Source organism: Streptomyces sp. NPDC102283, from assembly GCF_044766265.1.
Taxonomy (GTDB): domain Bacteria; phylum Actinomycetota; class Actinomycetes; order Streptomycetales; family Streptomycetaceae; genus Streptomyces.
The window spans coordinates 348,690-364,482 of sequence record NZ_JBIWLQ010000004.1; the positions used below are offsets into that span (position 1 = coordinate 348,690).

The following is a 15,793-nucleotide window of genomic DNA, read 5'->3' on the forward strand; positions in this document are numbered from 1 at the left end:
GCCCCCACCACGGCCGTAGTGCTGTCCCGGGATCCGTCAGGCGAGTCCGGAGCGCTCCAGGGCGTCCGTGCCGGCGCGCAGGGCGGTGAGCCGCTCCTCCAGCGTGAAGCCGGCCGGGGCGAGGTTGAGCGTGGTGACCCCGGCGGCGGCGTAGGCCTGCATCCGCTCGGCGATCCGCTCGACGGGGCCGAGCAGCGCGGTCTGGTCGATCAGCTGGTGCGGCACGGACGCGGCGGCCCCCGCCTTGTCCCCGCCGAGGTACTTGTCCTGGATCTCGGCGGCCTCCTTCTCGTATCCCATGCGCTGGGCGAGCTGGTTGTAGAAGTTCTGCTTCCGGCTGCCCATGCCGCCGACGTACAGCGCGGTGTACGGGCGGAACATGTCGGCGAGGCCGGCCACGTCGTCGCCGACGGCGAGCGGCAGGGTCGGGCTGACGTCGAAGCCCTCCATCGTCTTCCCGGCCTTCTCCCGGCCCGCGCGCAGCGGCTGGATCGCGGTCTCCTCCAGGTGCTCGGCGGAGGGGAAGATCAGCAGCGCGCCGTCGGCGATCTCGCCGGTCTGCTCCAGGTTCTTGGGGCCGATCGCGGCGATGTAGAGCGGGATGTGCTCGCGCTGGGGGTGCACGGTGAGCTTGATCGGCTTGCCCGGACCGTCGGGGAGCGGCAGCGTCCAGTGCGCTCCCTCGTACGACACGCGCTCGCGGGTCATCGCCTTGCGGACGATCTCCACGTACTCCCGGGTGCGGGCCAGCGGCCTGTCGAACTTCACGCCGTACCAGCCCTCCGAGACCTGCGGGCCGGAGACGCCGAGGCCGAGGCGGAAACGGCCGCCGGAGAGCGAGTCGAGAGTGGCGGCGGTCATCGCCGTCATGGTGGGCTGGCGGGCCGGGATCTGCATGATCGCGGAGCCGACGTCGATCGACTCGGTCCGGGCCGCGACCCAGGACAGCACGGTCGGGGCGTCGGAGCCGTACGCCTCGGCCGCCCAGCAGACGTCGTAGCCGAGCCGATCGGCCTCCTGCGCGACGGCGAGGTTGTCGCCGTCCATGCCGGCGCCCCAGTAACCGAGATTGATGCCGAGCCGCATAGCCGCTCCCCTTACTGATCAGTAACGTCCCTTCCCGGCGACTCTAGCGCGGCCGGCGGCGATCCGGCAGGCCCACGCGACCTCCCGTTGTCCACAGGCCTGCACCCCGTGGGGTCATGGCCAGTAATCTCAGCGCCCATGGAGCAGAGGCATCTCGGCCGTACCGGCCTTCGCGTGTCCCGGATCGGGCTCGGCACCCTCACCTGGGGCCGGGACACGGACGAGCACGACGCCGCCGACCAGCTCAAGGTCTTCTGGGACGCGGGCGGCACGCTGGTGGACACCGCCGATGTGTACGGGGGCGGCGAGGCCGAATATCTGCTCGGGCGGCTCGTCGGGAGCCTGGTCCCCCGTCAGGATCTGGTCCTCGCCACGAAGGCGGGCAACGTCCCGGACCCCTATCGCCGCTTCAACGGTTCGCGCGGCCACCTCCTGGCCGCGCTGGACGCCTCCCTGGAGCGGCTCGGCACGGATTACGTGGATCTGTGGCAGGTCCACGCCTTCGACCCGGCGACGCCGTTGGAGGAGACCCTCCAGGCGGTGGACCTCGCCGTGTCCTCCGGCCGCGTCCGGTACGCGGGCGTGTCGAACTTCTGCGGCTGGCAGCTGGCGAAGGCCGCCACCTGGCAGCTCGCCGCGCCCGGGGTGCGCACGCGGCTGGCCAGTACGCAGATGGAGTACTCGCTGCTCCAGCGGGGCATCGAGCGCGAGGTGCTGCCCGCCGCGCTGGACCTCGGGATCGGGCTGCTGCCGTCCTCGCCGCTGGGGCGCGGCGTGCTCACCGGTAAGTACCGCGAGGGCACCCCGTCCGGCTCCCGCGGCGCGTCGACACGGCTCGCCCCGTTCGTCGAGCCGTATCTCGACGACGCGGCGGCCCGTATCACCGACGCGGTGGTGACGGCGGCGGACGGACTGGCGACGAGTCCGCTCCAGGTGGCGCTGGCCTGGGTCCGGGACCGGCCCGGGGTGGCCGCGCCGATTCTCGGTGCGCGCAACGCCGGGCAGCTCGCGGAGGCTTTGTCAGTGGAGGCGCTTAGTCTTCCCTACGAGATCTGCCAGGCGCTCGACGATGTGTCGGCGCCCGTGCACCGCTATCCCGACCAGGACTGGAGCACGCTGTGACTGCGCTTCCCGGGGAGACCCCCGGCACCGTCGGCACGGACACACCACAGGACGCCGTGTCCCCGCCGGAGGCCGGTGCCGAAGGCCCCGAGCACGCCGAAGCGCCCGATGGGCCCGATGCGACTGAGGCAGACGAATCGTCCGATGTGCCTGGAGGCGCCGAGCCGTCGGGCGCTCCGACGGAGACGGAGGCGGAGGCCGACACCGAGGGCGATGCGGAGGGCGGGGAGGCCGGGGCCACCGCTGACGCCGCGCCCGCGGAAGCCGCGCCCGCCGCCGAGCTGTCGGAGGCGCAGGCCGAGCTGGCCGCCCAGCGCGAGCTGCGGGAGCGGATCGAGAAGCGCAAGGCGGAGAAGGCCTCGCCCATCGCCGCCGGTACGGGGCTGAGCGGCACGGCAGCCGATCTGCTCGCGGCCGTCCGGGCCGTGGAGAGCGGCGAGAAGGCGGGCACCGCGTTCTTCGACCGGCCCGCCGCGCCCCCGGCCTCCCGGCGCCCCGCACCGGCCGCCGCCCAGCCGTCCCGTGCCCCCGACCCCGCGGCCGCCCCCGCGGCGCAGGCCGCCACGCCGGAGGTCCTGGACGCGGTGCGCTCGGTGCTCACGGAGGGCGGGGCCCCCGAGTCCCTGGCTCGCCCGGCCGTCGCCGCCCTCGGCGAACAGGCGGCCGAGCTGCTGCGCGCCGACCCCTGGCAGCTGCTGGCCGTGCCCGGCGTGCGGCCGGAACAGGCCGACGGCTTCGCACGGGCTCTGCTGGGCGCCGACTGCGGCCCGGACGACGGCCGCAGGACGGCGGCCCTGGTCGGCTGGGTGCTGGAGCGCGCCGCGCTCCAGGGCCACACGGCACTGGACGCCGAGGCCGTACGGGCGGCGCTCGCCGAGCGCGCGGTCGGCGACCCGGAGGCGGCGGTGCGGGACGCCGTCGAGGAGGGCGTCGCGCTGCTCTTCCAGGAGGGCGACGAACCGGCGCCGGAGGACACCGGGGCCGAGGACGGCGAAGCGGACGGGGCGGGCCTGGCGGAGGAGGCCGCCGTGGCCCGGGAGCCGGTCCAGGTGCTGCTGGGCCTGGACCGCTACGCCCTGGCCGAGGAGAGCCTCGCCGATGGCCTGGCCCGGCTGGCCAACGCCTGCGAGAAGGCCGCCGACTGGACGGAGGCGGCCGCCGCGGCCCCCGGCCCGTCTGCCGCCGAGCTGATCCGTACGGCCGCGGCGGCCGGACTGGTCGCGCACAGCGGCGGGGAGGCGGCGCGGGCCGAGCCCGCCGCCCTGATCGCGGCGGCGCGCGGCCTGGGTCTGCGGGCACTGGGCGCCACCCACAGCGAGGACGGCCGCCGGAGGCTCGCGGCGGCCACCGGCGATCCGGACACGGCGGTCACGCTGGCCGGCCTGCTCTCCGGCGCGCAGGGCCCCGGCCGGGACGAGGACGGGGCGCTCGCCCTGGACCTGCTGGTCGTGCTGGACGCCCCGCAGCTGGACGTTGAGGGTGCGGCCGTCCTGGTCGAGGCGCTGGCCGACGGCGCCCGGCTGGTGCTGAGCGGCGATCCGGGCGTGCTGGGCTCCGCGGGCGCCGGGCGGGTGTTCGCCGATGTGCTGGCCTCCCACGCCTGCCCGCAGGTCGTCTCCCGCACCCCGGACCCCGGGCCGATCGGCGAGCTGGTCTCCGGCATCGGCATCGGCGAGCTGCATCAGGTCGACGCCCCGGGCAAGGAAGTGGTGATCGTCCCGGTCCGCGACGCGGGCGAGGCCGTCCACCGCACCGTGCAGCTGGTCGCGGACTCGGTGCCCCGGGCCTTCGGCATCCCCGCCGAGGAGACCCAGGTGATCACCGTGGGCCATGGCGGGGCCGCCGGGACCAGGGCGCTGAACGAGGCGCTGAAGCAGCGGCTCAACCCGGGCCCCGGCCGGTTCGGCGGTTTCGACCCGGGCGACCGCGTCGTCCATGTGCCCGCGCCCGGCCGGGCGGTGCCCGGGGTGGTGCGCTCGGCCGACGCCGAGGGGCTGCGGCTGGACTGCGGAGGCGTCCCCGTCGTCGTACCGCAGGAGCGGGTGGAGTCGTCGGTGCGGCACGGCTGGGCCCTCAGCGCCCATCAGGCGGCCGGGATGCGCTGGCCCGCCGCGGTCGTGGTGCTGCCGGGCGACGCCGCGCAGGGGCTCAACAGACCGTGGGTGTACACCGCGTTCGGCCGCGGCGAGCGGCATCTTTCCGTGGTGCACGGGGTGGACCAGGCGCTCCCGCACGCGGTGGCGCAGGTTCCGGCCCAGGAGCGGACGACACGGCTGCGCGCGTTGCTGGAGGCGCTCCCGACGCCCGACGCCTCGTCCTGAGCGGTCGAGCCGATCCGGACAGCGGTGGGGCCCCGGCGCGCTCGCGCCGGGGCCCCACCGTCACGTCCGGTGCGGGAGGAGGGGGAAGGGTCAGAGGCCGCCCGCCGAAGGCCCGGCGAAGTCCTCGTCCGACTCGTCCTCCTCGTCGAAGACGGCGCTGACGTCGAAGCGGCAGACCACCAGCTCGGGGTCGGCGTCCTCGAACGGGGCACCGAGCCACTCCCCCGGCTCGGGCGGCGCTTCCCCGGCCGAGACCCAGAGGGTGGAGTCGCCCTCCTCCAGACCGAATTCCTTGTGCCGGGAGGCGATCTCGTCCGGTTCGTACTCACCGAAGAGCACGCCGAGCGCGGCGTGGACGCTGGTGCCGACCACCGGGGCGGTGTCCTGTCCGCCGCCCGGACCCGCGTCGAGGTCGGCGAGGCGCTGAGCCTGTGCGAGCAGCCGCGGGGGCTCCACGACCACGTAGTCGCGCCGGATCAGAACGCTGAGCGCACTGGGCTCGGCGGGACCGGCGTAGGGAGGCAGGGAGTCGTCCGCGCCGGGGATCTCGAAGGGGGTGACTTCGTCGTAGCGCTCGTAGAGGAGTTCGTCGTAGACCTCGGCGGCAGCGGCAAGGGCGTTGAACGCGTCGTAGACGGCGGGGTCGTCGTCCCCGGTGCGGCGTTCGACCGCGTCGAGGTGACGGTCGATCGCGGCTTTGACCGCCTCGGCGGCGGCACGTACCTCGGCAGCGGTGGGCTGCGCAGCATCAGACATAGTGCAGACGCTATCCGTACAGGGGCTCTGCCCGCACAATAGATGCGATGCCGGAATACGAATTCGTCGACGTGTACGTGCCGCGCGGGGTCTCCCGCAAGGAAGCGGCCCGACTCCTGACCGACCACGCCGAGTACGGACACTGGGAACTGGACCGCCTGACGCTCCGCAGGGACGGCAGCCGCAGGGTGCGGCTGCGCAGACGGATCATCCGTCAGCTACGGGCCACCTGGTGACGGGAGAGCGGGCCCCGCGGTCGCGGGGCCCGCTCTCCCGTCCGGGCTGTGCCGTGCTGCGCGCGCCCGGATCAGGCGGCGCTGCGCGAGCGGCGGTAGAGAACCGATCCCGCGCCGGCGAGCAGCAGTCCGGCACTGGCCGGGATGAGCAGTTCGAGCCCGCCGCCACCGGTCTGCGCGAGCTGCTCCCCGGGGATGTGCTGGGTCTCGGGAGCGTTCGGCTCGGGCGGCTGGTTGGCCGGCGGGACGACCGGCTTCTCCGGCGTGACCGGGGGCTTCCCCGGCTGCTCGAGCGGCGGGGGCGGAACCTCGGCGTCGTTGGAGCAGCTGTTGCCGAAGACGGGGTTCAGCAGACCGACGACGGTGACGCTGTTCCCGCAGAGGTTCACGGGGATGTCGATCGGCGCCTGGATCAGGTTGCCGGAGAGGATGCCGGGCGAGCCCTGGGCGATCCCCTCGGCCGTGGCGCCGCCGCCCGTGGCGCGGTGACGGCCGGTGCCGGGCGCGGAGTGCCGGTCCGACGCGTCGGAGTGCCCGTCCGAGGCGGTGGTGTCACCGGCCCGGGCGCCGTTTCCGGTGCCGCCCGGGACCGAGCGCTCCTGGGGAGCCGCCGAGCGGTTCCCGGAGTGGTCGGATTCTGCTGATCCGTTTCCGCAGTCGTTGCCGAAGACGGGGTTCAGCAGACCGCCGACACTGATGGAGTTGCCGCAGACGTTGACCGGGACGTCGATCGGGACGCTGACCGAGTTGCCGGACAGCACGCCCGGTGAGCCGGAGGCGGTACCGGCCGCCCCGGAGTCGGCGTGGGCGTATCCGCCACTCAGCGCGAGCACTCCGCCCGCAGCCGCCATGGTGATCAGGCCTTTACGAGTGACCTGTCGCATAGGTTCGTTTCCTGCCTTCTGGCTTCCGAAAGACCCCCGGACATGACCGTGCGGGAGCCGAATGCCGAACGGTCCCGGAGTGCATGGAGTGCACTCCGGGACCGGTCGAACTCAAACCCTTACGGGTTGACGTTCAACGTCAGGCGTTGACGCAGGTGTTGCCGAAGCTCGGGTTCAGCAGACCGATCACGGAGACCGTGTTGCCGCACAGGTTGATCGGCACGTGGACCGGAACCTGGACGACGTTGCCGGAGAGCACGCCGGGGCTGCCGATGGCAGCACCCTGGGCGCCCGCGTCGGCGGAAGCCATGCCCGCACCCGCGAGAACGAGGCCACCCGTAGCAGCCGCAACTGCGACGACCTTCTTGATCATGATTCCTCCTAGTTGGAAAATGCGGTCCCAGCCGCGGACCGCAAACCTTGTAACGAGGAGGATGTGACGGGGCTACGTGTGAACGGCTCGTTTCACTCGTTCGGACATGTCCGCACAGGTGGGCGAATCGACGGTGAATCGGTCGGGGAGCGGTCAGGAGTGGTCGATGAACCGGTCGAGCACCCGCACGCCGAACTGCAGACCGTCGACCGGGACCCGCTCGTCGACGCCGTGGAACATCCCGGCGAAGTCCAGCTCCGGCGGCAGCTTCAGCGGGGCGAAGCCGAACCCCCGGATGCCCAGGTCGTCGAAGGACTTGGCGTCGGTGCCGGCCGAGAGCATGTACGGCACGGCACGGGCGATGGGGTCCTCGGCGACCAGCGCGGTCTGCATGGCGTCGACCAGCGCGCCGTCGAACGTGGTCTCCAGGGCCTTGTCCGCGTGCACGTCCTCGCGCCGGACGTTGGGCCCGAGGATGCGGTCCAGGTCCGCCAGGAACTCTTCCTCGTAGCCGGGCAGGTACCGGCCGTCGACGTGGGCGGTCGCCTGCCCCGGGATGACGTTGACCTTGTAGCCGGCGCCGAGCTGCGTGGGGTTGGCGGTGTTCTGGAGGGAGGCGCCGATGAGCTTGGCGATGCCGCCCAGCTTGGCGAGCGTCTCGTCCATGTTCTCCGGGTCCAGCTCGGTGCCCAGCGCGTCGGAGAGTTCGTCCAGGAAGTGCCGCAGCGTCTTGGTGACCCGCACCGGGAACTTGTGCCGGCCCAGTCGGCCGACCGCCTCGGACAGCTCCGTGATGGCGTTGTCCTTGTGGATCATCGATCCGTGTCCGGCGGTGCCGTCCACGGTCAGCTTCATCCAGTGCATGCCCTTCTGGGCCGTCTCCACCAGATACAGCCGCAGGTTCTCGTTGACGGTGAAGGAGAAGCCGCCGACCTCGCTGATCGCCTCGGTGACGCCCTCGAAGAGCCCGGGGTGGTTGTCGACGAGGTAGCGCGCCCCGTAGGTCCCGCCGGCCTCCTCGTCCGCGAGGAAGGCGAGCACGATGTCGCGCGGGGGCTTGCGGCCGGTCCGCATGCGCTCGCGGACGACCGCGAGGGTCATCGCGTCCATGTCCTTCATGTCGACCGCGCCCCGGCCCCAGACGCAGCCGTCCGCGATCTCCCCGGAGAACGGGTCGTGCGTCCAGTCCGCCGCGTTGGCCGGGACGACGTCGGTATGCCCGTGGATGAGGAGCGCGGGGCGGGAGGGGTCCTCGCCCTCGATCCGGGCGACCGTGGAGGCCCGTCCCTTGTGCGACTCGAAGATCTGCGGCTCCAGGCCGACCTCCGCGAGCTTCTCCGCGACGTACTCGGCCGCGAGCCGCTCACCGGGGCCGGAGTGGTCGCCGTAGTTGCTGGTGTCGATCCGGATCAGGTCACGGCAGAGGTCGACGACCTCCCTCTCGGCGTTGCCACCGGTGACGGCCTTGCCCGTGCTGCTCTCGCTCACGCTGATTCCTTCCGCTGTCGCTGTGGTGCTCCTTCTCATCCTCCCGCGCCCTCGGCCCGCACCCAAGGCCGCGCACCCTCCGTCACGCACCGTTCACAGCCATCGGGGCGTGATCGAGCACCCTCGAATGTTTGCTATGGTTTTCCACGTCGGAACGGGCACGGCCCGCGAGACAGACACCTTGTCCGGGTGGCGGAATGGCAGACGCGCTAGCTTGAGGTGCTAGTGCCCTTTATCGGGCGTGGGGGTTCAAGTCCCCCCTCGGACACCAGCAGGAGCCCCACTTCGGTGGGGCTCTTTTGCGTCACCGGGCGACCACGGAGGGACCGACGATGCGAGGGCGCAGGAAGCCGCCTCCCGCGCCGCTCCCCCAGCGGAGCGGGATCGACGCGGTGCGGGTGCGGTTGCCCGAGGATCCCGAAGGGCTCTGGGGTTGTGTCGGGGACCATCTGGTCGGGCGGTTCGGCGGGGCGATCGGGGCGGCCCGGGTGGCAAGGATGCTGGAGGCCGGGCGGTTCGTGGGGGCCGACGGGGTCGCCGTGCGGGGCGACGAGCCGTATGCCGCGGGGCGGTGTCTCTGGTTCCACCGGGACTTCGCGCCGGAGGAGACGGTGCCGTTCCCGGTCGGCGTCGTTCACCGGGACGATCGGCTCGTCGTCGCCGACAAGCCGCACTTCCTGGCGACCATGCCCCGGGGGCGGCACATCACCGAGACCGCGGTGGCCCGGCTGCGGCGGGAACTGGACCTGCCCACGTTGCAGCCCGCGCACCGGCTGGACCGGCTGACAGCGGGGCTCGTGCTGTTCGTGGTGCGGCCCGAGGACCGGGGCGCGTACCAGACGCTGTTCCGGGACCGACTGGTGCGCAAGGAGTACGAGGCGGTGGCCCCCTACGATCCGGAGCTCGTCCTCCCCCGGACCGTGAGGAGCCGGATCGTGAAGGAGCGCGGGGTGCTCGCCGCCCGTGAGGAGCCGGGCGAGGCGAACAGCGAGAGCCGGGTGGAGCTGGTGGAGCACCGGGGCGGGGTCGGGCGCTACCGGCTGCTGCCCGCTACCGGGCGGACGCATCAGCTGCGGGTCCATATGAACGCGCTGGGGCTGCCGATCGTCCACGATCCGCTGTATCCGGTGGTGGAGGAGGAAGGGGCCGCTGACGCCTTCTCGCGGCCGTTGCAGCTGCTGGCCCGCGTGCTGGAGTTCACCGATCCGGTCGGCGGGGAGCCGCGCCGCTTCGTGAGCGGGCTGCGGCTCTCCGCCTGGCCGAAGGGGTGAGGCGCGCGGCGCTCAGTGGCCGCGCTTGATCCACTCGTCGAGCTGCGGGGCCTCCGCGCCGATGGAGGTGGGGTCTCCGTGGCCGGTGCGGACGGCGGTGTCGCCGGGCAACACGAGCAGCCGGTCCCGGATCGAGTCGATGATCGTCGGGAACGACGAGAAGGACCGGCCGGTGGCGCCGGGGCCGCCCTGGAAGAGGGTGTCGCCGGTGAAGACCGTTCCCAGCTCGGGGGCGTACAGGCAGACCGCGCCGGGGGCGTGGCCCGGGGTGTGGAGAACCTTGAGGGTGGTGCCCGCCACCTCCATCTCCTGGCCGTCGGCCAGGGCGCCGTCGGGGGCCCGGTCCGGGTGGGTCTGCTGCCAGAGCGGCAGATCGTCCGGGTGGAGCAGGATCGGGGCGCCGGTGGCTGCCGCGAGGGCGGGGGCGGCGTCGATGTGGTCGTTGTGCGCGTGGGTGCAGACGATGGCGCGCAGCGTCCGGCCGCCGAGCGCGGCCTCGATGGCGGCGGCGTCGTGGGCGGCGTCGATGACGATCGCCTCGGTGTCGTCGCCGACGATCCAGACGTTGTTGTCGACGTCCCACTCCCCGCCGTCGAGGGCGAAGGTGCCGGAGGTGACCAGGTGGTCGATGCGGGCGGTCATCAGAAGACCACCACCGAGCGGAGGACGTCGCCGTCGTGCATCCGGGCGAAGGCCTGTTCGACGTCGCCCAGGCCGATGGTCTCGGTGACGAAGGCGGCGAGGTCGAGGCGGCCCTGCTGGTGGAGGTCGACGAGCATCGGGAAGTCGCGGGAGGGCAGGCAGTCGCCGTACCAGGAGGACTTGAGCGAGCCGCCGCGGCCGAAGACGTCCAGGAGCGGCAGTTCGAGCTTCATGTCCGGGGTGGGGACGCCGACGAGGACGACCGTTCCGGCGAGGTCGCGGGCGTAGAAGGCCTGCTGGTAGGTCTCCGGGCGGCCGACGGCCTCGATGACGACGTCGGCGCCGTTGCCGTCGGTGAGGGCGCGGATGGCCTCGACCGGGTCGGTGGAACGGGAGTTGACGGTGTGGGTGGCGCCCATCTTCTTCGCCGTCTCCAGCTTGCGGTCGTCGATGTCGACCGCGATGATCTTCGCCGCGCCGGCCAGCCGGGACCCGGCGATCGCCGCGTCGCCGACGCCGCCGCAGCCGATGACGGCGACGGAGTCGCCGCGGCCGACCTGGCCGGTGTTGATGGCGGCGCCGATGCCCGCCATGACACCGCAGCCGAGCAGCCCGGCGACGGCCGGGGAGACCTCGGGGTCGACCTTGGTGCACTGGCCGGAGGCGACGAGGGTCTTCTCGGCGAACGCGCCGATGCCGAGCGCGGGCGACAGCTCCGTGCCGTCGAGCAGGGTCATCTTCTGCTTGGCGTTGTGGGTGTCGAAGCAGTACCAGGGGCGGCCGCGCAGACAGGCGCGGCACTGGCCGCACACGGCACGCCAGTTGAGGACGACGAAGTCGCCGGGGGCGACGTCCGTGACTCCCTCGCCGACCGACTCCACGACGCCCGCGGCCTCGTGGCCGAGGAGGAAGGGGAACTCGTCGTTGATGCCGCCCTGCTTGTAGTGCAGGTCGGTGTGGCAGACGCCGCACGCCTGGATCTTCACGACCGCCTCGCCGGGGCCGGGGTCCGGGATCAGAATCGTCTCGACCCTGACCGGCTCGTTCTTCCCCGGTGCGATGACCGCTTGCACCTGCTGTGCCATAGCCCTGCTCTCCCTGCTCCCGCGCTTCGCGAAGATCGATCGCGGACCACGGTACGCCTTGGGAGACCTCCTACGGAGCGAGGACGTCCAGTTCGTGCAGGGCGCCGACCGCGATCTCCTTGGTGATCCGTTCGGCGGCCTGCGGGTCGCCCTCGCGGACCGCCTCGGCGAGCCGGACGTGCAGGGTGACGGCGGCCGGGTCGGGGTCCTCGAACATCACCTGGTGGTGGGTACGGCCCGCGAGCACCTCGGCGACGACGTCCCCGAGCCGGGCGAACATCTCGTTGCCGGAGGCGTTGAGGACGATCCGGTGGAAGGCGATGTCGTGTTCGAGGTAGCCCTCCAGTTGCTGGCCGCGCGAGGTGGCGACCATGCCGAGGGCGCGTTCGGTGAGCTCGGCGCACTGCTCGGCGGTGGCGTGGCGGGCGGCGAGGCCCGCCGCGACCGGTTCGATCGCGGAGCGCAGCACGGTGAGGGAGCGCAGCTGGCGGGGGCGGTCGGCGCCGGCCAGGCGCCAGCGGATGACCTGGGGGTCGTAGACGTTCCAGGTCTCGGTGGGGCGGACCGTCACACCGACGCGGCGGCGGGATTCGACCAGGTGCATCGATTCCAGGACCCGGACCACTTCGCGGACAACCGTACGGGAGACGTCGAAGCGCTGGGCCAGCTCGTCGGTGCGTAGGACGCTGCCGGGCGGGCACTGGCCGGAGGAGATCTCCAGACCCAGGGTGTCCAGCACATGTGTATGCAGCCCCTGGCTCTGTGTGGTCATGGGTCAAGCCTACGGGGAGACCCCCGGGAACAATAAGTACGACGTTTACGTCACAGACTCTTGAATAAGTCGTACCTAATAGGTTTCAGTAGCGCGACGGACCGATGTCGAAGAAGACAGCGAGACACCTCCATGAACACGGCACCCCCCATGAGCACCGCCCACGTCGTCGTGGTGATGGGCGTAGCAGGAACCGGCAAGACCACGATCGGTCCCCTGCTCGCCGCCGAACTCGGCGTTCCGTACGCCGAGGGCGACGACTTCCATCCGCCGGCGAACATCGCCAAGATGTCGGCCGGCACCCCCCTGGACGACGACGACCGGTGGCCCTGGCTGGACGCCATCGGCGCGTGGGCGCACGGGCGGGCCGGGGCCGGCGGGGTCGTCTCCAGCTCCGCGCTCAAGCGCGTCTACCGGGACCGGCTGCGGGACGGGGCGCCCGACGCCGTCTTCCTGCATCTGACCGGTGACCGGGCGCTGATCGAGGAGCGGATGGCGGACCGCAAGGGCCACTTCATGCCCACCGCGCTGCTCGACTCGCAGTTCGCGACGCTGCAGCCGCTCCAGGCCGACGAGGCCGGGGTGAGCGTCGACGTGTCCGGCACTCCCGAGGAAATCACCCGCCGAGCCGTCGCCGCGCTGCGCCGGCTCGATAGTTAAGGACCATCACCGTGACCAGTCTCAGCGTCGAGATGCTGGCAGCGGAAGCCGCCGAACCGATCACCTCGGCAGGCAACGCTCAGTTGGGCATCGCCGTCCTGGCGGGCATCGCCGTCATCGTTCTCCTCATCACCAAGCTCAAGATGCACGCGTTCCTGGCGCTGACCATCGGTTCGCTGGCGCTCGGCTCCTTCGCGGGAGCCGCCCCGGCCGACACGATCCTCAGCTTCACCGCGGGCCTCGGCTCCACCGTCGCGGGCGTGGGCGTCCTGATCGCGCTCGGCGCGATCCTCGGCAAGCTGCTCGCCGACTCGGGCGGGGCCGACCAGGTCGTCGACACCATCCTCGCGAAGGCCAGCGGCCGGGTCATGCCCTGGGCGATGGTGCTGATCGCCTCGATCATCGGTCTGCCGCTGTTCTTCGAGGTCGGGATCGTGCTGATGATCCCGGTCGTCCTGCTCGTCGCCAAGCGCGGCAACTACTCGCTGATGCGGATCGGCATCCCCGCGCTGGCCGGACTCTCCGTCATGCACGGACTGATCCCGCCGCACCCCGGCCCGCTGGTCGCGATCGACGCCCTGGACGCCAACCTCGGCGTGACGCTGGCGCTCGGCGTGCTGGTCGCCATCCCGACGGTGATCATCGCCGGTCCGGTGTTCTCCCGCTACGCCGCGCGCTGGGTGGACATCAAGCCGCCGGAGAACATGATCCCGCAGCGCCCCTCCGAGGACCTGGACCGCCGTCCGAGCTTCGGCGCGACCCTGGCGACCATCCTGCTGCCGGTCGTCCTGATGCTGCTGAACGCGCTCGTCGAGATCGTGGTCGACAACCCCGAGAACGGTCTCCAGAAGGTCACCGCGGTCATCGGCTCGCCGCTGATCGCCCTGCTCGCGGCCGTCCTCGTCGGGATGTTCACGCTGGGCCGGGCCGCCGGGTTCACCAAGGACCGGCTCGCCGGCACCGTGGAGAAGTCCCTCGCCCCGATCGCCGGAATCCTGCTGATCGTCGGCGCGGGCGGCGGCTTCAAGCAGACGCTGATCGACGCCGGGGTGGGCCAGATGATCCTGGAGTTCTCCGAGAACTGGTCGATCCCGGCCCTGCTGCTCGGCTGGCTGATCGCCGTCGCGATCCGCCTGGCCACCGGCTCGGCCACCGTCGCCACCATCTCGGCCGCCGGTCTGGTCGCCCCGCTGGCCGCCGATATGTCGACCTCGCACGCGGCCCTGCTGGTGCTGGCCGTCGGCGCCGGTTCGCTCTTCTTCAGCCATGTCAACGACGCCGGATTCTGGCTGGTGAAGGAGTACTTCGGCATGGACGTCGGCCAGACCGTGAAGACCTGGTCGGTGATGGAGACGATCATCTCCGTGGTGGCCATGGCCTTCATCCTGCTGCTGTCGCTGCTGCTGTAGCGGGCCCCGTCCTCGTACACACGTCTGCGCCCGACCCCGGACCGCCAGGGGTCGGGCGCAGACATGTGCGTACGGAGGTGTCAGCTGCGGGCCGACTCGCTCTCGGCCGCCTTCTCCAGCTGGAACGCCTCGTTGCCGAGGCCGATGCGGGCGTGCACCTCGGGCTTGACCGAGCGGAGCACCGCCCCGTACACGAGGCCTCCGACGAGCGCGAGGATGATCACGCCCGGCAGCAGCCAGTTGAGGGCCGAGCCGGAGCCGGAGCCGACGAGGACGTCGAAGTCGCGGACGGTGAAGACGGCGATCGACAGGAGCGCGAGGCCGGCGAGCCCGGAGGCGACCAGGCGCGGGGCCTGCGCGCGGCCGGCTCCACGCTTGACGAAGAAGGCGATGACGGCGAAGGAGGCCGCGGCCATCAGCAGGATGACGCCGAGCGCGCCGACGTTGCCCATCCAGGTGAACAGCCGCAGGACGGGCGCGGTGGGGTCACCGACCGGGTTGTCGTCGGTGAACGCGAACGCCAGGATGATCACCACGGAGACGGCGGTCTGGAGCAGGGAGCCGGTGCCGGGGGCGCCGCTCGCCCGGTTGGTGCGGCCGAAGCGGGCGGGCAGCAGGCCCTCGCGGCCCATCGCGAACGCGTAGCGGGCGACGACGTTGTGGAAGCTGAGGAGCGCGGCGAACATCCCGGTGACGAAGAGGATGTGCAGGACGTCGGTGAAGGTGGAGCCGAGCCGCGCCTCGGTGAGGCCGAACAGCATGCCGGGGCCCTCCTTGAGGGAGGTGTCGGCGATGGATCCGGGTCCGGCGGCGACGGTGAGGGCCCAGGAGCTGATCGCCAGGAACAGCGCGGCGTAGCCCACCGCGAGGAACATCACCCGGGACACCACGATCTGCGGGCGGCTGGTCTCCTCCGCGTACACCGGGGCCTGCTCGAAGCCGACGAACGCGGCGATGCAGAAGCAGAGCGCGGTGCCGAGCCCGGCGCCGGTGAGAGTCTCGGGGTTGAAGGCGTGCAGCGACAGGCCCTCCGGGCCGGGCTTGCTCACGGCGGCGATGTCGAAGATCACGACGAGAGCGCACTCGATGACCAGCAGGACGCCGAGCACCTTGGCGTTGAGGTCGATCTTCAGCCAGCCGAGGACGCCGACGACGGCCGCCGCGACCAGGGCCGGGATCCACCACGCCAGCTCGACGTCGAGATACGTGGCGAAGATGCCGGAGACCTCGAAGCCGAGGATTCCGTAGATGCCGACCTGCATCGCGCTGTACGCCACCAGCGCCACGAGCGAGGCGCCGGCGCCGGCGGTCGGGCCGAGCCCCCGGGCGATGTACGCGTAGAAGGCGCCGGCGTTGTGGACGTGCCGGCTCATCTCCGCGTAGCCGACGCTGAACAGCATCAGGACGACACCCAGGATGATGTAGAGCAGCGGCTGGCCTACGATGCCCATCACGCCGAAGACCGTGGGCATCACTCCGGCGACCACCATCAGGGGGGCGCTGGCCGCGACGACCGACAGCAGGAGGCCGGGGGTGCCGAGCCGGTTCGCCCGCAGGGCGCGTTCCTCGCCCTTGTAGGTGTTGATCCCGCCGGTATCGGCCCTCCCTGACGTGGTGCCGGCCTCGCTGATGGATGAACTGCCCCTCGACATGGCGGGATGGGTCCCTTCTTCGTGGTGGGGTGGTGC

15 protein-coding genes and 1 tRNA gene are annotated in these 15,793 nt (G+C 72.0%); 7 read left to right on the top strand and 9 right to left on the bottom strand.

All coding sequences use genetic code 11. The annotated features are described in order from the left end of the window. Positions 1–36: 36 nt before the first annotated feature. Positions 37–1,086, bottom strand: a complete 1,050-nt coding sequence (locus tag ACIRJT_RS10845; protein ID WP_403907246.1) for an LLM class F420-dependent oxidoreductase — start codon at positions 1,084–1,086, stop codon at positions 37–39. Positions 1,087–1,224: 138 nt separating this feature from the next. Here ACIRJT_RS10845 and ACIRJT_RS10850 point away from each other — a divergent pair, with 138 nt between their 5' ends. Next, a complete protein-coding gene (locus tag ACIRJT_RS10850; RefSeq protein ID WP_403907249.1) occupies positions 1,225–2,208 on the top strand; it encodes an aldo/keto reductase in 984 nt (327 codons plus the stop codon). Then, entirely contained in the window at positions 2,205–4,529 is a 2,325-nt protein-coding gene (locus ACIRJT_RS10855) for a helix-hairpin-helix domain-containing protein (RefSeq protein ID WP_403907251.1), read from the top strand. Before ACIRJT_RS10850 ends, ACIRJT_RS10855 begins: the two co-directional genes overlap by 4 nt. Before the next feature lie 90 nt (positions 4,530–4,619). Here the strand turns inward: ACIRJT_RS10855 and ACIRJT_RS10860 are convergent, their stop codons facing one another. After that, positions 4,620–5,285 carry a hypothetical protein gene (locus ACIRJT_RS10860; RefSeq protein WP_403907254.1) on the bottom strand — a complete coding sequence of 222 codons (666 nt, stop codon included), beginning with the start codon at positions 5,283–5,285 and terminating at the stop codon, positions 4,620–4,622. Positions 5,286–5,332: 47 nt separating this feature from the next. Here ACIRJT_RS10860 and ACIRJT_RS10865 point away from each other — a divergent pair, with 47 nt between their 5' ends. Next, positions 5,333–5,521, top strand: a complete 189-nt coding sequence (locus ACIRJT_RS10865; protein WP_003970138.1) for a DUF5703 family protein — start codon at positions 5,333–5,335, stop codon at positions 5,519–5,521. Positions 5,522–5,592: 71 nt separating this feature from the next. Here ACIRJT_RS10865 and ACIRJT_RS10870 read toward each other — a convergent pair whose 3' ends face one another. From ACIRJT_RS10870 to ACIRJT_RS10880, 3 genes are all read right to left on the bottom strand, one after another. Next, positions 5,593–6,405: a chaplin family protein gene (locus ACIRJT_RS10870; protein WP_403907257.1), complete on the bottom strand. Its 813-nt coding sequence runs from the start codon at positions 6,403–6,405 to the stop codon at positions 5,593–5,595. Positions 6,406–6,544: 139 nt separating this feature from the next. Beyond that, entirely contained in the window at positions 6,545–6,778 is a 234-nt protein-coding gene (locus tag ACIRJT_RS10875) for a chaplin (RefSeq protein WP_398616285.1), read from the bottom strand. 153 nt (positions 6,779–6,931) lie between these two features. After that, complete coding sequence (locus ACIRJT_RS10880) at positions 6,932–8,266, bottom strand: M20/M25/M40 family metallo-hydrolase (RefSeq protein ID WP_056703072.1); 1,335 nt, start codon at positions 8,264–8,266, stop codon at positions 6,932–6,934. Between the two features lie 183 nt (positions 8,267–8,449). Between ACIRJT_RS10880 and ACIRJT_RS10885 the strand changes: the two genes are divergently transcribed. Beyond that, a tRNA-Leu gene (locus ACIRJT_RS10885) sits at positions 8,450–8,537 on the top strand. Between the two features lie 61 nt (positions 8,538–8,598). After that, positions 8,599–9,537 carry an RluA family pseudouridine synthase gene (locus ACIRJT_RS10890; RefSeq protein WP_403907261.1) on the top strand — a complete coding sequence of 313 codons (939 nt, stop codon included), beginning with the start codon at positions 8,599–8,601 and terminating at the stop codon, positions 9,535–9,537. Between the two features lie 12 nt (positions 9,538–9,549). Here ACIRJT_RS10890 and ACIRJT_RS10895 read toward each other — a convergent pair whose 3' ends face one another. From ACIRJT_RS10895 to ACIRJT_RS10905, 3 genes are all read right to left on the bottom strand, one after another. Continuing rightward, a complete protein-coding gene (locus tag ACIRJT_RS10895; protein WP_403907264.1) occupies positions 9,550–10,179 on the bottom strand; it encodes an MBL fold metallo-hydrolase in 630 nt (209 codons plus the stop codon). After that, the gene (locus ACIRJT_RS10900) at positions 10,179–11,264 is read right to left on the bottom strand and encodes an S-(hydroxymethyl)mycothiol dehydrogenase (protein ID WP_403907267.1); all 1,086 of its coding nucleotides are present in this window, start codon (positions 11,262–11,264) and stop codon (positions 10,179–10,181) included. The genes ACIRJT_RS10895 and ACIRJT_RS10900 overlap by 1 nt, the downstream gene beginning before the upstream one ends. A gap of 70 nt (positions 11,265–11,334) precedes the next feature. After that, positions 11,335–12,036 carry a FadR/GntR family transcriptional regulator gene (locus tag ACIRJT_RS10905; RefSeq protein WP_403907270.1) on the bottom strand — a complete coding sequence of 234 codons (702 nt, stop codon included), beginning with the start codon at positions 12,034–12,036 and terminating at the stop codon, positions 11,335–11,337. 150 nt (positions 12,037–12,186) lie between these two features. On the opposite strand from ACIRJT_RS10905, the gene ACIRJT_RS10910 reads away from it, so the two are divergent. Beyond that, positions 12,187–12,696 carry a gluconokinase gene (locus ACIRJT_RS10910; protein ID WP_403907273.1) on the top strand — a complete coding sequence of 170 codons (510 nt, stop codon included), beginning with the start codon at positions 12,187–12,189 and terminating at the stop codon, positions 12,694–12,696. Between the two features lie 11 nt (positions 12,697–12,707). Further along, positions 12,708–14,105 (top strand): GntP family permease, encoded by a 1,398-nt coding sequence (locus ACIRJT_RS10915; protein WP_402016750.1) that lies wholly within the window; start codon positions 12,708–12,710, stop codon positions 14,103–14,105. Positions 14,106–14,185: 80 nt separating this feature from the next. Here ACIRJT_RS10915 and ACIRJT_RS10920 read toward each other — a convergent pair whose 3' ends face one another. After that, complete coding sequence (locus tag ACIRJT_RS10920) at positions 14,186–15,757, bottom strand: APC family permease (protein ID WP_403907276.1); 1,572 nt, start codon at positions 15,755–15,757, stop codon at positions 14,186–14,188. Between the last annotated feature and the right edge of the window lie 36 nt (positions 15,758–15,793).

What these genes read in the sequence shown, in the direction of transcription:
- ACIRJT_RS10845 (WP_403907246.1), bottom strand. Translation starts at nt 1,086, where the DNA reads ATGCGGCTCGGCATCAATCTCGGTTACTGGGGCGCCGGCATGGACGGC.
- ACIRJT_RS10850 (WP_403907249.1), top strand. Translation starts at nt 1,225, where the DNA reads ATGGAGCAGAGGCATCTCGGCCGTACCGGCCTTCGCGTGTCCCGGATC.
- ACIRJT_RS10860 (WP_403907254.1), bottom strand. Translation starts at nt 5,285, where the DNA reads ATGTCTGATGCTGCGCAGCCCACCGCTGCCGAGGTACGTGCCGCCGCC.
- ACIRJT_RS10865 (WP_003970138.1), top strand. Translation starts at nt 5,333, where the DNA reads ATGCCGGAATACGAATTCGTCGACGTGTACGTGCCGCGCGGGGTCTCC.
- ACIRJT_RS10870 (WP_403907257.1), bottom strand. Translation starts at nt 6,405, where the DNA reads ATGCGACAGGTCACTCGTAAAGGCCTGATCACCATGGCGGCTGCGGGC.
- ACIRJT_RS10875 (WP_398616285.1), bottom strand. Translation starts at nt 6,778, where the DNA reads ATGATCAAGAAGGTCGTCGCAGTTGCGGCTGCTACGGGTGGCCTCGTT.
- ACIRJT_RS10890 (WP_403907261.1), top strand. Translation starts at nt 8,599, where the DNA reads ATGCGAGGGCGCAGGAAGCCGCCTCCCGCGCCGCTCCCCCAGCGGAGC.
- ACIRJT_RS10895 (WP_403907264.1), bottom strand. Translation starts at nt 10,179, where the DNA reads ATGACCGCCCGCATCGACCACCTGGTCACCTCCGGCACCTTCGCCCTC.
- ACIRJT_RS10900 (WP_403907267.1), bottom strand. Translation starts at nt 11,264, where the DNA reads ATGGCACAGCAGGTGCAAGCGGTCATCGCACCGGGGAAGAACGAGCCG.
- ACIRJT_RS10905 (WP_403907270.1), bottom strand. Translation starts at nt 12,036, where the DNA reads ATGACCACACAGAGCCAGGGGCTGCATACACATGTGCTGGACACCCTG.
- ACIRJT_RS10910 (WP_403907273.1), top strand. Translation starts at nt 12,187, where the DNA reads ATGAGCACCGCCCACGTCGTCGTGGTGATGGGCGTAGCAGGAACCGGC.
- ACIRJT_RS10920 (WP_403907276.1), bottom strand. Translation starts at nt 15,757, where the DNA reads ATGTCGAGGGGCAGTTCATCCATCAGCGAGGCCGGCACCACGTCAGGG.